The sequence below is a fragment of the Mycobacterium simulans genome, assembly GCF_900232995.1.
Taxonomy (GTDB): Bacteria; Actinomycetota; Actinomycetes; order Mycobacteriales; family Mycobacteriaceae; genus Mycobacterium; species Mycobacterium simulans.
Map to the genome: position 1 here is coordinate 2,619,022 of NZ_OCVX01000003.1, position 14,910 is coordinate 2,633,931.

The window sequence follows — 14,910 nt, forward strand, 5'->3', positions numbered from 1 at the left end:
TACGTCCCGGCCCGACCCTGTGTGTTTGCGTAAGAGCCCCTGTGCGTTGGCGTAACGCTAACCATCCACGTCTCCACAGTCCCCATCGAAAGGCGTAGCGTGACGGACGTTTACGGCCTCTTAACGCTGACGCGAGCAGTTTTAACAAGCTATTGGCGGGTGATACGGCCGTGTTATATGTGCTCAGGCGGGATTCACATAATTCAGATGCGCGGCGCGCGATCCTACACATGTCGCGATCGCGGTGCACCTTGGGGTTTTCGGGGGACGGGACGTCCTGAACTGGTGCTGGCACGCTAAATTCGCCGTCGGGCCCCCATAGCCCAATTGGCAGAGGCAGCGGACTTAAAATCCGTCAAGTGTCGGTTCGAGTCCGACTGGGGGCACAGCAAGCAACCGTGATTGCGTCACTGCCACCTGGGCCAGCGTGAGCGCCCGCGCCAGGCTGAAGCGCCTCGCAGCCATACACTGACCCTTTGTGGGCATGCTCTTTGGCTTTGCGCCGTGGATCGTCTATTGGGTGCTTGTCGGTAACGTCCCCTTCAACATTGCCGTATCGGTAGCGTTGTTGATGGCCGTGGCAGTGCTTGCGACCGGACGCGCCACCGAGAAACCGGGCCGCATGCTTGAAATCGGAGCTGTCGCAACATTTGTGGTGCTGACAGTGCTGACGCTTACCCTCAGCGATGAGTTCATGGCGCGATGGATACAACCGCTCAGCAACGCCGGAATCTTCCTCGCGGCGCTCGTGAGCGTGCTGATCGGCAAACCGTTCGTGCGTGAGTTCGCCGCCGCGGAGCAGCCCCCCGACGTGGTAAAGACCGAGCTGTTCAGTCGGATGACCACGATTTTGACCTGGATCTGGGTCGCGGCGTTCGCCGGCATGACCGTGTCGTCGGCCATTCCGCCGATCGTGCGGGGTAACGCCACGATTCTCGACACCAAGTCCCCGCTGCCGTTCGTTTGCTACTGGGTCATTCCGTTTTCGTTGTTGGGCATTGCGGCGCTGGCCTCGCGCTACCTGCCCGACAAGATGCTGGTCGGGGTCGACGACATCGTGCGCGAGACCTCGTTCGTCGCCTACGACGAAGCCACCATCGACGAGTTGTATTACCTCGCCCAGGAGCACGCCAATCGCGAGGTAGGCCCGGGCAAGGAGGCCTACAACGTGAAGGTCGGCGGTGCGGGAACTCCGTTGACCGGCGACGAGTCGCGCAAGTCGTGGCCCTCTACCTACAAAGTGCGCGATCGGAAACATTAGTGGCGCTTGCCTCGCGTACACCAGCGTGTCAACTTATCTTGCTAAGCCATGCGCATGACTCATAGGACGAGATGGCCGGTCGCGGCGGGAGCGGTGTTAATCCTGCTCACGGCCTGTGCGCCGGGCACGTCGGACTCCAACGCCGTGCACCCGGGCAAGCTGGCTTTGAGCACGACGGCCGGGACAGCCCTAACGATTGCCCCCGGCCGGCTGTTGGCCGCCACCGACGGATTGACACCGGTAGCGTTTGGCAAGCCTGCGCACGGCAAGATCGCCTACGCCGAAAACGGTGCAATGATTTACACCCCCGACGCCGGGTTCACCGGTACCGACCAGCTAACTATCACCGTCAGTCGCGCCGTCCAGCTCTACGCCGAGGATCAGATACCGCTGGCCACCATCGGCGGCGTCGCCATTAAGGCGAGTGCGCACGGGTCTGCGATCGCCGCGGTGCCGGGCAGCGCCAACGAGGTCTACGGCCTCACCGACCGCGGTCCCAATGTCGATGGACGCACCTCCAACGAAAAGGTGATCCCGATACCCGACTACCACCCGCAGATCGCCAAGCTCAAACTTGCCGACGGCGTGGCGACCGTGGAGCGGACCATCACGCTGCACGGGCCGGAGGGCTCGCCCCTGGTGGGCCTCGTCGACCCGCACGCGAACACCGGCGAGGCGCTGGTGGACCTCAACGGCACGCCGCTTCCGCCTTCCGACTACGGCGTTGACACCGAGGGCTTGGCCGCCACACTCGACGGCACTTTCTGGGTGTCCGACGAGTACGGCCCTTCCATCATCCACTTCGACGCCAATGGCAAAGAGCTGGAACGCCTGTCGCCGTACGATGAGACGCTGCCGCGGGAATTGTCGCTACGCGCGCCGAACCGGGGAATGGAGGGCCTGGCAATCACCCCGGACGGCAACATGTTGGTGGCGGTCATGCAGTCGGCCATCCAGACGCCGGGGCTGCAAGGAGCGGCCAACTCGGTACCCGTCACTCGCATCGTGACCATCAATCTCGTCGACCGCAGCATCGTGCATGAGTATCTCTATCCGCTTGCCAATCCCGAGGACACCAAGGTCGTGGTGTCGGACGTCACCGCGCTAAGTGCGACACAATTCCTGATCGACGAGGGTGACGGCAGGACCGCGCCCGACGGCAACAAGAAGATTTACCTGGTTGACATCGCCGCGGCCACCGATGTGGGCCCCCGCTCGACGGTGCCGGGGGCGTCCTATCGGGCCGACGCCGGCGGTTTGCTGGTCAACGGTGCTCCGCTCGAGACCCTGGTCGGCGTCAGTACCGACGCTGAGGCCGTAGCCAAACTTAGAGCCGCCGGGATCACCGTTGCCGCCAAGACACTCAAGCTTGACCTCGGGGCGCTGCTGCGTTCGCTGAATGCCAACGGTGCCTTCTTCGGGCACGGCAAGATCGAAGGACTCACCACGCCGGACGACGGCAAGACCCTGTTCATCGCCAACGACAGCGATTTCGGGCTGGCCGGGCTGGCTTCGGACACTCCGCCGTTTCGGCTCAAGCCGAAGATGCTGCCCAACGGCAGTCAGGACAGCGGCGAGATTCTATCGGTGGACACAACCAAGCTGCCCGCCAAAACGGAATCGATGACGATCCCGATCAAGGTCGGTTAGGCGGGCCCTTAGTCTCCGAGCGGCGTCAGCCGGAAGACCCTGATTTCGCGTGGCGCGCAGCTGGCGCGGTAGCGCTCGTAACCGGCGTAGATGTCGGCGGCGGCGGCCCAGGCGGCGGCGCGGGCGTCGCCGGTGAGCAGCTCGGCTCGGTATCGCCGGGGCGGACCCTTGAATTCGACCGTGCACTCGGGGTGTGCGAGCAGGTTGGCGCTCCAGGCGGGATGGTTGGGGCGGCCGTAATTGGATCCGATGGCCAGGAGCCCGTCGGAGTCTGCGAGCAATGCCAGCGGCTGTGTGCGCGGCTGGCCGGACTTGGCGCCCGTCGACGTGACGAGCCCGACCTTGTCGAATCCTGCCGAACTCAGCCGGCCCCTCGTCCGAGGGATCACGGCTTTGTCGATACGCGGCGCCACGTGCAGTAGGAACCGGTACCCGAGCGGTGACATCAGGGCGCGTTCCAACAGCGCCTCGTTCAACCGCAGCCGTCTCCCGCGAACCGGGCTTTCCCGTCTATGCGCCACGGGTCGAAGGTACTCGATTAGGTTGGAGGTGAGCGATCCCCGGCGGCGACGAGATCGAGGTGACGAATGACCAACGAGTATCCCCAAATGGCCGCTACGCGCGGAAGAATCGAGCCCGCTCCGCGTAGGGTTCGTGGCTATCTCGGCCATGAGCTGGTCTTCGACACCACCGCGGCACGCTACGTGTGGGAGGTGCCCTACTACCCGCAGTACTATGTCCCGCTTGCCGATGTGCGTGTGGAGTTTCTGCGCGACGAAAACCATCCGCAGAAAGTGCAATTCGGCCCGTCGCGGTTGCACTCGCTGGTCGGCGCCGGCCAGTCGCACCCGTCAGCCGCGCGGGTATTCGATGCCGACGGCGACAGTCCTGTCGCCGGCACCGTGCGATTCGACTGGGATCCGCTGCGATGGTTCGAAGAGGACGAGCAGATCTATGGCCACCCGCGCAACCCATATTCGCGGACGGACGCGCTGCGGTCGCATCGCCACGTCCGGGTGGAGCTCGATGGCGTCGCGCTCGCCGACACCCGTTGCCCGGTATTGCTGTTCGAAACCGGCTTGCCCACAAGGTATTACATCGATCCAACCGATATTGCATTCGAGCATCTGGAGCCCAGCTCGACGCAGACTCTGTGCCCGTACAAGGGGACGACGTCGGCCTATTGGTCGGTGCGGGTGGGCGACACCGTGCATCCGGACCTCGCGTGGACGTATCACTACCCGCTGCCCGCGGTCGCCCCGATTGCCGGGTTGGTGGCGTTCTACAACGAGAAGCTCGACATCATTGTCGACGGCGATCCGCTGACCCGGCCGCAAACCCAATTCAGCTAGCCGGCGCGGCGGTCACCACGAGCTTGACGTCGCGTCGTGGGACGACGGCGATGCCCCGCGGTACCGAGCTCGGCGGGTTCCTGCGCAGCTCCCGCCGCGGCATGGCCAACCCCACTGTGCGCATTATCGTCCCGATTGCGATGGCCAGTTCATAGTTGGCGAATGCAGCTCCCAGGCAACGTCGGTAACCGCCTCCGAATGGCAGGTACTCGAACGGGGTGGGGTTGTTGTCGAAGAAGCGATCGGGGTTGAACCGGTAGGGGTCATGCCACGGGTCGTTGCTGAAATGTATTGCGGGTATGGCGATTCCGAGGATATCGCCCGTCGAGAACTGGATTCCGCCAACGGATCGCGGTTCGACGACCTTGCGCAACACGATCGGCACCGGGGGATGCATCCTCAATGTTTCATTGATAACTGCGGTTAGGTAGGGGAGCTTCGGCATCTCATGCGGCGCCGGATCGGTGGACAATTCGCGCGTCAGCCGGGCATGTACGTCTGCATCTCGGTGAATGTGATACAGAGCCCATGCTAGAGCGGCCGCAGTGGTGTCATGGCCGGCGATCACCATGGTTCGCAACTGCTGTTGTAGGTCCTCCTCATCAAGGGTGTCGAAATGAGCTCCCTTGTCGTCGGTTTCGCGCAATAGATGGCTCAGCATGGCGCCGTGCCCGCTATAAGGACACTGGCGGCGATACTCGATCTGACCGAAGAGCATGCCCTGAAATCTTGCTCGCAGAAGCACGAGTCGGGCCCACGGCCCCCGATCCGCAATGCTTCGGCGGAGGGCCGGCAACAGCAGCAGGGGGGCGGTGTTGGCGTTTATCAGTTCGGTTACCACATCAGCGTATTCGCCAGCGCGATGGTCGCATATCCCCAGCACGGTTTCGATGATGACGCGCAGTGTGATCGACGTGGCCGTACGGTGCAATGCGACCTGATCGCCAGGGCGCCAAGTGTTTATCTCGGTGCGCACCGCCCTTGCGATGGAGCCGGCTCGTTGGCGCATGCGGTCGCCGTGAAGCGCAGGTGACAGCAGGCGGCGCTGACGGCGATGGTGCTCGCCCGAGGTGAGAATGACCGAGCTTGGCCCGACGATCGGTTCGATGGGATTGGGCGTAGGTGCGCACCAGACTTCCTGCGGCGCAGTGAGAATGCGCTGGCAATCCGCCGCTGTGGTGAAAAAATGTACCGGGCCAAGGCCGGGGAATATCACGACGAATGGATCCTCGTGGTTGGCGCGCCGGCGAAAGTAGGCTTCGGGATCCAATCCGACGAGAACCGATCGCAGCCAGTCCCGAAAGCGGGGTTTTCCCGGCCTTGGCAAGGCTATCTGCGCAGAGCGTCTCCGCGCCGTCGGGAACTGGATCATGTTCAGTTGATACGAGCTGGAAAGGCAATCGGTTCAACGCAATTAACGAACTGGACGCAACGATGCAGACGATGAGAGTTCCTCCGCAATGCACCTGGCAATCTGCTTGGATTGCTTGGCAACAAAGCCCAGCAGGCCGGGACGCGACTGAAAGCCGATGAACCGCAAACCAGAGGCTGCGGGCGCCGCATTGGCCGCCCTGGGCAGACCGCGCTTGTCCAGCACCCCGAGGTGACCGACCAGCGGCTCCAGACCGCGCTCGTAGCCAGTGGCACAAATCACGGCGTCGGGTTCCAGCCGGTGCCCGTTGACTAGCCAGACGCCGTCGCGGTCGAATCGCCCGACCGTTGGCACCACCTCGAACGAACCGTCTCGGATCGCTTGAACCACATTCCTATCGACGATCGCAGGTGCCCGACCCAGTCTGATCCCGCGAGCGAATACGCCGTCGGCGGGCACCGGTAACCCGAATGCGGACAGGTCTCCGATGCTTACCCGACGCCCGAACTCAGCCACCGCATCGGCGAGCCAAACCGGTGCGTGGAAAAGGGCCGTCGCGATCAGATCCGAAGGCAACCCTCCCGGCAGGGAGCGGAGCATAATGTGCGGCGTAGTACGTACCGCAAGCCAAGCTTTGGCTGCTCCTCCGGTAGCCACGTCGTGGACGATCTCCATTGCTGAAGAACCGGCCCCGACGACGAGTACTCGCTTGTCGTGGTACGGCACTGGGTTGCGATAGTCCGACGAATGCAGCAATTGACCTGCGAATCGATCGAGGCCAGGCCACAGCGGAATTCGTGGTGTGTGCTCGTATCCAGTCGCGATCACCACCTGGCTGCAGCCGATGTCGCCCGACGTGGTGTGTAACCACCAGCGGTCGTTGCGACGGTCAATGCGGCGCACTTCGGTGTTGAGCCGCAACTCAATCCCATCTTCGTGCGCGTGGCGGTCAAGGTGATCGACGACTTGATCGCGTGCCGGAAACACGGGAGTGCTCTTGGGATACGGCCGGTTAGGAAGATGCGAGAACTGCTTGCAGGTATTGAGTTTCAGCTTGTCATAGCGTCCGCGCCAGGATGCGCCAACCGCATCGGCTCGGTCGAGCAGCAGCGGATGAAAGCCGCAATCACGCAGGCTCAGTGCCGTCGACACCCCAGCAGGTCCGGCCCCGACGACCACGACCTGATGGTCCAGCGTCCCGGTCTTGATGTGCTGCGTAGCTCCCCGCACGACTACTCCTCGGTGCGCGGTAGGCGGCCTGGTTTAAAGCCGAACACCGCCGAGGTGGGGCCGAGAAGGTGGCGCACCTTGACCCTGGTGAAACCGCCGTCGCGCAGCAACCGCGCGCATGCGGTCGTGGAGGATTCGTAGCCCTCCCGCGATTCCAGCATGATGTTGAGGCTGGAAAGCAGGCTCTGGAAGTTATTTCGGCGACCGGACTGGATCATTGCGTCGTAGACGATCACCGCGCCGCCCGGCGGGATTGCGGCATAGGCCTTGTCGACCAGTTCCTGGCGAATCTGCCAGCTTCGCCCATGGAAGACGTGACCGAAGGAGATCACGTCGGCGCGTGGCAGCGGTACTTCCAGGAAGTCGCCTTCGACAAAGTCCAGTCTGTCTGCGAGGCCGAAACAATCGACATACTCGGTGAATATCGGTCGCACAGCAGGGAAGTCGAAACCCGTGCCGTGCAAGTGTCGGTGACTCAGTGCGACTCGCACCGGAAGCGCGCCTTGGGCACAACCAATGTCGGCGAACGTTCTGAACTGCTTCCATGGAAACCGGGTTGCCAGCAGCGTTGCCTCGCCGGTCGAGATACCGGTCATGCCGGCCAGAAAGTCCTTCAGCGCCAACGGGTCACGATACAGCGTGGCGAAGAATTCGTTGTCCCCGCGTTCCTCTTCGGCCCCGGGCCGGCCGGTGCGCAGCAGATCGTCCAGCCCTGACCATAGGTCGTACAGACGTTTGCTTGACAGTTCCATCAGCCCACCGACATAACTGGGCTTGGTTCGATCGAGAAACATTGCACTGCGGGCTGTGTTGGCATACCTACCGGCTTTGTCGCGTCGCAGCAGTCCGGCCGCGACCAATGCGTCGAATGCGGTACCCGCGGCACGTGGGTGCCAGCCCAGGGCGCGCACCAACTCGTACTCGAACATCGGTCCGTTGCCCAGCTGGGTGAACACGCCGGCTTCGACCGCCGAGAGGATGAGGCGCGATGACCAGAACGACATCCCCATCTGAACGATGTCTTGCGGGCCGCCGAAGCGCCGCAACAGGGGCCCGAGGATCGGGTTTTGGAACGCCCGCATCATGCGCCGCTCGCGCTGAATCTCGTGGCGGCGGACGGGAGCCGAAGCCGCGGAACCTACGTCGACCACCATCGCGTCGCGACCCTTTCCGATTGAACTCGGGAGTTGGGCATGTGTAGTGGTACGTTGGCGCCGCCCCGATGGTTCAGACTCGCTGAGCTGGCCGCCCCCCAGTCCCGATGACCTGCGTCCGCAACCGTGGTTTGGCGCCGCATGGGCGAAACTTGGCGAAACAAGCCTCGCAATCCGCGCGGTCGCGCGCATGTGATATTTGCCTCTATTTACCGGGAATAATAAGAATTTCTTATCCAGCAGGCACAAAGCGGCCGTTTCCTGACTTAGCGGAAGCTATAAAAATACCAGGGCAATGGATATTTAAGCGTTTGCTATAAAGCAAATGCTTTAATGCTTGATAATCGTAGGCTGAGCAGAAGCTGAGTCCGCGCGGTGACGGAGGTAACAACACCCAAATCGAAATCTTTGCGGTCGGAATTCAACCGTTAGACTTCTGCCCAGAAGTCTTCACAGTGCCATTTGGTGCACCAATCCGGTTAATTCCGGGCGGGCAGTGTCGCACAGAGCTGTCGCGACGCCTGTCGTCCGCGTGAAGTTCGACGAGATCAGCAAAGGCGGTGCCAACGTGAGCGAAATCAGCGGCCAGCGGGCCGGTTGGGATGGTCGGGATGGCGGGGATGTCCAGGTTCTCGGTTTCGACGCGGCGGCGGGTGGCCCGGTCACCGTCGAAATTGCCGTGAAAAACGGTCCGATCAGCGGCATCGACATCAGCCCCGATGGCACCCAACTGTTGGTGACCAACTACGGCGACAACAGTGTGTCGATCGTCAACACCGAAACCTGCCGAGTCACCGAGACGGTGGCCGGCATCGATGAACCTTTCGCAATCGCCATGGGCGGTACACATGCCGACCGTGCATACGTCAGCACGGTTTCAACGGCGTATGACTCGATCTCGGTCATCGACATGTCGACCAACACCGTTGTCGCCAACCATCCGCTTGCCCTCAGTGTGAGCGACCTGACGGTCAGCCCGGACGGAAAGCATGTTTACGCGAGCCGAAACGGCGTTCGCGGTGCTGACGTCGCGGTGCTGGACACCACGACGGACAAGGTCGAGGTCATCGACATCGCGACCGTGCCTGGCACCACCACCGAGTGCGTGCGCATCAACTGCGACGGAACTCGCCTTTACGTCGGCACCAACGGACCGTCCGGCGGGCAACTCGTCGTGATTGCAACCGGCCTGCCGTCCGAAAGTGCCGGACAGGCCGGTCGCTCGCGCTGGCGCAAGAAGGGCTCCAAAGCGCGGGCCAAGCAGGGGCCGACGGGCCCGCGCGTGGTGGACACCATCGACATTGGCGCGTCGGTGCGCGACGTCGCGCTCAGCGCCGACGGCGCCGTCGCCTACGTGGCCAGCTGCGGTGCCGATTTCGGTGCGGTCGTCGACGTCATCGACACCCGCACCGGCAAGATCAGCAGCACGCGCAAGATCGGCGACATCGGTGGCCTGGTCACCCGGTTGACCATCGGCAGCGGAGATCGCGCCTATCTGGTCAGTGAGGATCGCCTCACGGTGCTGTGCACGCTTACCCAAGATGTGATCGGAACCATCAGGACAAACCAGCCGTCCTGTGCGGTGGAAAGCCCGGACGGGAAGTTCCTCTACATCGCCGACTACGCGGGCATCGTCACCGTGGCACCGGTTGACCCCGCTGCGGCGTGCGGGGCGTCCGATATCGAACAGCGGGCGCTGGAGAGCGCCAGGTCTGTCGACTGGCTGCTACCTGAGCTGCTGCAATACGAACCGGCGTTGGCCTAGCCGGCTCTCCAACCGGCCGCGCGGGCCGGTTTGGCCCGGGGTTTCTCATGACGTCGCGCGGCGATAGCATTCGCCCGAGTAGGACATGAGGCGGTGCCGCGCCGAGAACCCGTAAGGCGGTTTATCGATGGATAGCACGATGCAGGACTATCCGTTGACAATCACCGCGATCATGCGGCACGGCTGCGGCGTGCACGGATCACGCACGGTCACCACCGCGACGGGCAGTGGGTACCGGCAGATCAGCTACCGCGACTTGGGTCGACAAGCCGCACAATTGGCAAATGCGTTGCGCCGCTTGGGTGTTACCGGAGACCAACGGGTGGCCACGTTCATGTGGAACAACGCCGAACACCTGGCGGTATACCTCGCGGCCCCGGCGATGGGGGCGGTATTGCACACCCTCAATATCCGGCTCTTCCCCCAGCAAATCGCCTACGTCGCCAACGAAGCCGAGGATCGGGTCATCCTGGTCGATATGTCGTTGGCCAAGCTTCTCGGGCCGGTGCTAGCCGATCTGGACACCGTGCACACCGTGATCGCGGTTGGGGAGGGAGACACGGCGCCGCTGGAGCAGGCGGGCAAGACCGTGTTGCGGTATGCCGAAGTGATCGGTGGCGAGCCGACCGAATTTGAGTGGCCGCAGATCGACGAGACCTCCGCGGCCGCGATGTGCTACACGAGCGGCACTACCGGCAACCCTAAAGGCGTTGTCTACAGCCATCGTTCGAGCTTCCTGCACACGATGGCGGCGTGTACCACAAACGGCATCGGGGTGGGGTCCAGCGACCGGGTGCTGCCCATTGTGCCTATGTTTCACGCCAACGCCTGGGGGCTGCCGTACGCGGCGTTGATGGCAGGGGCGGACTTGGTGCTGCCCGACCGGCACCTCGACGCCCGGTCGTTGATCCACATGGTGGAGAACCTGCGGCCGACACTGGCCGGTGCGGTGCCAACCATTTGGAACGACGTGCTGCACCATCTGGAGAAGGATCCGAACCACGACATGTCATCGTTGCGGCTGGTTGCCTGCGGCGGCTCGGCGGTCCCGGTTTCGCTGATGCGTACCTTCGAAGACAAGCACGACGTGCCGATCCGGCAGCTGTGGGGCATGACGGAAACGTCGCCCCTGGCCACCATGGCCTGGCCGCCACCGGGAACCCCCCACGACCAGCATTGGACGTTTCGAGGAACCCAGGGCCAGCCGATATGCGGTGTGGAAACCCGGATCGTCGACGACGAGGGTCACGTGCTGCCCAACGACGGCAACGCCGTGGGCGAGGTGGAAGTTCGCGGCCCGTGGATCACCGGCTCGTACTACCGGGGGCATGACCAATCCAAGTTTGATTCGGGTTGGTTGCGCACCGGTGACGTCGGCCGCATCGATGCCCAGGGCTTCATAACCCTGACCGACCGTTCCAAGGACGTCATCAAATCCGGTGGCGAATGGATCTCTTCGGTCGAGCTGGAAAACAATCTGATAGCCCACCCCGACGTACTGGAGGCCGCCGTCGTCGGAGTTCCCGATGAGCGTTGGCAGGAACGGCCGCTGGCCGTCGTCGTCGTCAGGGAAGATACCAGTGTCAGTGCGGGTGATCTGCGAAAATTCTTGGCGGACAAGGTTGCTCGGTGGTGGTTGCCGGAACGGTGGGCCTTCGCCGACGAAATCCCTCGCACCAGCGTGGGCAAGTACGACAAGAAGGCAATCCGGTCCCGCTACGCCGAGGATGCCTACGACGTCATCGAGGCGTACGACTAACGTTCCCTCGCGAGCAGACACACAATCGCATGGTTTCGTGCCAAAGTATGCGATTTTGCGTCTGCTCGCGTGGGTAAAACGCGGGTAAAAAGGGAGCATGAGTCTGCGGGTCGTCCAATGGGCAACGGGATCGGTCGGCGTGGCAGCGATCAAAGGTGTGCTGGAGCATCCTGAACTCGAGCTGGTGGGCTGTTGGGTGCATTCCGAGGTTAAGGCCGGCAAAGACGTCGGCGAAATCATCGGCACGGCCCCACTGGGAGTGACCGCGACCAACAGTGTCGACGAAGTGCTCAGTCTGGATGCCGACGCGGTGATCTACGCGCCGTTGATGCCCAGCGCCGACGAGGTCGCGGCGTTACTGCGCTCGGGCAAGAACGTCGTCACCCCGCTTGGTTGGTTCTACCCGGGCGAAAAAGAAGCCGCCCCCCTCGAGGTCGCCGCGCAGGCGGGCAATGCGACGCTGCACGGCGCCGGCATTGGGCCGGGTGCCGCGACCGAGCTGTTTCCATTGCTGTTATCGGTGATGTCCACCGGCGTGACTTTTGTTCGCTCCGAGGAGTTTTCAGACCTGCGTACATACGGTGCGCCGGATGTATTGCGCTATGTAATGGGTTTCGGTGGCACGCCAGATAGCGCCTTGACCGGGCCGATGCAAAAACTGCTTAACGGCGGGTTTATTCAGTCGGTCCGATTGTGCGTCGACCAGCTGGGCTTCGCCGCCGAACCCGAGATCCGCCCATCGCAGGAGGTTGCGGTTGCGACCGCGCCCATCGACTCACCGATCGGGGTGATCGAACCTGGACAGGTCGCTGCGCGGCGCTTCCACTGGGAGGCGCTGGTCGGCGACACAGTTGTCGTCGAAATCACCGTGAACTGGTTGATGGGGGAGGAAAACCTAGATCCGCCCTGGTCTTTCGGGCCCGCGGGAGAACGCTACGAGATCGAGATCCGCGGAAATCCGGACACGTTTGTCACCGTAAAGGGATGGCAGCCGGAGAGTGTGGAAGCCGGATTGGCGAACAATCCCGGGATCGTTGCGACCGCGGCGCACTGCGTTAACGCGGTCCCTGCCCCCTGCGCCGCCCCGGCGGGCATTCAAAGCTTCTTCGACCTGCCGCTCATCACCGGCCGGGCCGCGCCGGAACTGCGGCGCTGACGGCGGGTTATCGGCCGCCAGGAACACGAACTTATGCGACTTCTGCCGCTCGTGTCTTGAAATGGGGACTGGTCCGACGGAACCGAATGCTGGGAATGTTGATTAAATGCGAATACACGTTTGCGTGTTACGCAGCTTTAAGGATATTCACAGCAATATGTTCGCCGGGTCTCTTGCCATGCCGACTAGCCCACCCATAGGCTCCGACCACGTACAGTTGCACGCAGTAACTATTTGATAGGCGGACCCTAGGACAGGGAAACACTCGACTCAGGCAACAACTTAGCATCGCTGCCGATCCCCAGCTAGTGAGTTGGCAAGTGAGGTTGCTCACCACCCACGGCGGAGGAGCCACCTCGCCGACCTGACTACGGGGATACGACCTGCACGTCTGGCGGTGCGTTGTCTTTGATCGAATTGCCTCTGCCCGTTGGGGATTCCTAATTGCCGCGCATCACATAGCGATCGACGAAATGTCGATCCCAGTGTTTGTCGACAGGAGGACAGATCATGGCAGCTCCGATCACCCATTGCCTCGCGCCCTCGATCGACACAGGGGGATTGACGATTCAGCAACTACTGGACGAACCGCTGATGTCGAGTGCTCGTGTGGTCGCCGGCACCGACCAACTCGACCGTGAGTTGACCTGGATGCTGCCGTTCACCGAGGTGCCCCCTCGGCCGGATTCACTGGACGCCGTCGCGTTGTACGCCCGCCCCGAAGCCTTGCTCGCCAACCGCGCCACGCTGATCGCGGTAGCCGCGCGAGGCGCCACCATGCTGGTGGTGGACGGCCGGATTCCTGCCGACTTTCCGCGCTCGGGATTGCCCGGCGCACTGGTGGTCGTCGAGATGCCCTTCCCGGTAGGTTTTGCCGCGCTCAGCCGCCTGCTCGCGGAGCGGACCCTGAGCCAGGAACTGGAGGCGATGCGGTACTCGACGCATGTGAACGCAGCGCTGGCCGGGCTGTTCCACCGCGGCGCGGGCTTGCAGATGCTCATCCGCGAGGTGTCGAACCTGGCCCGGAACCCCGCAATTGCGCTCAACGCACGCGGGCTCGTGGTCGCCCACAACGGACTTGCCGCCGACGCGGTCAGTGTGTTGTCCGACTCGGTGCGCCGCATGCTGGCAATGGGCGTGCCCGCGGCCCGACGTTCGAGCGAGCATGACATCCGCGTGGATCCGGTGGCCGGGCCGCACGGCAGCGTGTGGACGTGCATTGCCAGCGCCATTCAGTTCGGCAAGGCATGCCAGGGGTGGGTAGTGATATTGGTTCCCTCCACCAGCGTGGGCTCCCAAGATCTGGTCCGGCATCGCATCGTCACCGAACAGGCGACGGCGGTCATCGGCTCGGAGATGCTGCGCCAGCGCAGCGTCGATGAGGCCGAAGAGCGTGCCCGCGGCGACTTCATCCAAGCCCTGGTCCACGGCAGCTTCTCCAGTGAGCACGAGCTGCGGGCACGTGCCGATCATCACGAGATCGACATCGACTCGCCGTTTGGGGTGTTTGTTGCCCACGCCGTGCTCCCGCACCCGGTGGACAATCCGGCGGCCGGCATGATCCGGTTGGCCCGATACGCCGCCAACATCTCCTCGCAGTCTTCAGCCCGAACCGATGCGACGGTCATCGGCGACGTCTTGGTGGTGGTGCGTGCCCTGCGCGATGGCGACGGGGCGGCGCAGGAGCGCGAGATGGCCGATTTCGCGCAGGCGATGTACCGCGAACTCGAGCAGCGGTGCCGCTCCGCGGTTGCTGTCGCCTACGGCCGCCCATCCCTCGGCGCCAGCACGGTGTCCAACAGCTACCGCGAAGCCCGCATCGCGTTGGGTATCGCGCGTCGGCTTGGCCGCAGCAGCACCATTTCCTACCAGGAACTGCGCAGCTTCACCGTGCTGACCGAGATCGCCGACACCGAGAGCAGCCGGCAACTGGTTAAGGAGGTCATCGAGCCGCTACGGTCGGGCCCTAACCTGCTAGAGACGCTGACCGGGTACCTGGCCCACGGCGGCAACATCACCGAGGCCGCGCGGGCACTCGCCGTCCATCGCAACACGCTGCTGACCAAGCTGGACCGGATCTCCCAAACGATCGGTCTCGATATCCGCGACCCGGAGAACCAATTCACTCTCTGGCTTGCCATAAGGCTTAACCTGCTGGCCGAGGTCACTGCGGCCGCCGACCGTGAGGCCAGATTCCGCTGACCTGAGGTT

At 63.2% G+C, this 14,910-nt stretch carries 11 protein-coding genes and 1 tRNA gene; 8 read left to right on the forward strand and 4 right to left on the reverse strand.

What is annotated here, in order from left to right; genetic code table 11:
- Positions 1–312: 312 nt before the first annotated feature.
- The 3 genes from MSIMFI_RS12685 (at position 313) to MSIMFI_RS12695 (ending at position 2,911) form a co-directional block, all read left to right on the forward strand.
- A tRNA-Leu gene (locus MSIMFI_RS12685) sits at positions 313–386 on the forward strand.
- 92 nt (positions 387–478) lie between these two features.
- On the forward strand, positions 479–1,261 hold the full coding sequence (locus MSIMFI_RS12690) for a hypothetical protein (protein ID WP_191497468.1): 783 nt from the start codon (positions 479–481) through the stop codon (positions 1,259–1,261).
- A gap of 54 nt (positions 1,262–1,315) precedes the next feature.
- Positions 1,316–2,911 carry an esterase-like activity of phytase family protein gene (locus MSIMFI_RS12695; RefSeq protein ID WP_396819904.1) on the forward strand — a complete coding sequence of 532 codons (1,596 nt, stop codon included), beginning with the start codon at positions 1,316–1,318 and terminating at the stop codon, positions 2,909–2,911.
- A gap of 8 nt (positions 2,912–2,919) precedes the next feature.
- On the opposite strand, the gene MSIMFI_RS12700 is transcribed toward MSIMFI_RS12695, so the two are convergent.
- Positions 2,920–3,432: a nitroreductase family deazaflavin-dependent oxidoreductase gene (locus MSIMFI_RS12700; RefSeq protein ID WP_224770172.1), complete on the reverse strand. Its 513-nt coding sequence runs from the start codon at positions 3,430–3,432 to the stop codon at positions 2,920–2,922.
- 66 nt (positions 3,433–3,498) lie between these two features.
- Between MSIMFI_RS12700 and MSIMFI_RS12705 the strand changes: the two genes are divergently transcribed.
- Positions 3,499–4,263, forward strand: a complete 765-nt coding sequence (locus tag MSIMFI_RS12705; protein WP_191497470.1) for a DUF427 domain-containing protein — start codon at positions 3,499–3,501, stop codon at positions 4,261–4,263.
- Here MSIMFI_RS12705 and MSIMFI_RS12710 read toward each other — a convergent pair.
- From MSIMFI_RS12710 to MSIMFI_RS12720, 3 genes are read right to left on the reverse strand one after another with little or no spacing between them, the layout of a single operon-like run.
- Positions 4,256–5,635, reverse strand: a complete 1,380-nt coding sequence (locus MSIMFI_RS12710; RefSeq protein WP_191497471.1) for a cytochrome P450 — start codon at positions 5,633–5,635, stop codon at positions 4,256–4,258. The two genes, MSIMFI_RS12705 and MSIMFI_RS12710, sit on opposite strands and share 8 nt — an antisense overlap.
- Before the next feature lie 42 nt (positions 5,636–5,677).
- Positions 5,678–6,865 (reverse strand): flavin-containing monooxygenase, encoded by a 1,188-nt coding sequence (locus MSIMFI_RS12715; RefSeq protein WP_224770173.1) that lies wholly within the window; start codon positions 6,863–6,865, stop codon positions 5,678–5,680.
- A 2-nt stretch (positions 6,866–6,867) separates the two neighbouring features.
- Positions 6,868–8,019 carry a methyltransferase gene (locus MSIMFI_RS12720; RefSeq protein ID WP_191497472.1) on the reverse strand — a complete coding sequence of 384 codons (1,152 nt, stop codon included), beginning with the start codon at positions 8,017–8,019 and terminating at the stop codon, positions 6,868–6,870.
- 568 nt (positions 8,020–8,587) lie between these two features.
- Between MSIMFI_RS12720 and MSIMFI_RS12725 the strand changes: the two genes are divergently transcribed.
- The 4 genes from MSIMFI_RS12725 to MSIMFI_RS12740 all read left to right on the forward strand — a co-directional run bounded on the left by MSIMFI_RS12725 (position 8,588) and on the right by MSIMFI_RS12740 (position 14,901).
- Positions 8,588–9,784: a YncE family protein gene (locus MSIMFI_RS12725; RefSeq protein WP_191498166.1), complete on the forward strand. Its 1,197-nt coding sequence runs from the start codon at positions 8,588–8,590 to the stop codon at positions 9,782–9,784.
- A gap of 127 nt (positions 9,785–9,911) precedes the next feature.
- Complete coding sequence (locus MSIMFI_RS12730; protein ID WP_191497473.1) at positions 9,912–11,543, forward strand: fatty acid--CoA ligase; 1,632 nt, start codon at positions 9,912–9,914, stop codon at positions 11,541–11,543.
- 97 nt (positions 11,544–11,640) lie between these two features.
- Positions 11,641–12,699 (forward strand): NAD(P)H-dependent amine dehydrogenase family protein, encoded by a 1,059-nt coding sequence (locus MSIMFI_RS12735; RefSeq protein ID WP_191497474.1) that lies wholly within the window; start codon positions 11,641–11,643, stop codon positions 12,697–12,699.
- A 510-nt stretch (positions 12,700–13,209) separates the two neighbouring features.
- A complete protein-coding gene (locus MSIMFI_RS12740) occupies positions 13,210–14,901 on the forward strand; it encodes a helix-turn-helix domain-containing protein (protein WP_191497475.1) in 1,692 nt (563 codons plus the stop codon).
- Positions 14,902–14,910 lie beyond the last annotated feature (9 nt).

Bases quoted from the DNA above. Each gene is read 5' to 3' on its own strand.
- MSIMFI_RS12730 (WP_191497473.1), top strand. From the start codon at position 9,912: ATGGATAGCACGATGCAGGACTATCCGTTGACAATCACCGCGATCATG.
- MSIMFI_RS12720 (WP_191497472.1), bottom strand. From the start codon at position 8,019: ATGGTGGTCGACGTAGGTTCCGCGGCTTCGGCTCCCGTCCGCCGCCAC.
- MSIMFI_RS12735 (WP_191497474.1), top strand. From the start codon at position 11,641: ATGAGTCTGCGGGTCGTCCAATGGGCAACGGGATCGGTCGGCGTGGCA.
- MSIMFI_RS12710 (WP_191497471.1), bottom strand. From the start codon at position 5,635: ATGATCCAGTTCCCGACGGCGCGGAGACGCTCTGCGCAGATAGCCTTG.
- MSIMFI_RS12740 (WP_191497475.1), top strand. From the start codon at position 13,210: ATGGCAGCTCCGATCACCCATTGCCTCGCGCCCTCGATCGACACAGGG.
- MSIMFI_RS12705 (WP_191497470.1), top strand. From the start codon at position 3,499: ATGACCAACGAGTATCCCCAAATGGCCGCTACGCGCGGAAGAATCGAG.
- MSIMFI_RS12695 (WP_396819904.1), top strand. From the start codon at position 1,316: ATGACTCATAGGACGAGATGGCCGGTCGCGGCGGGAGCGGTGTTAATC.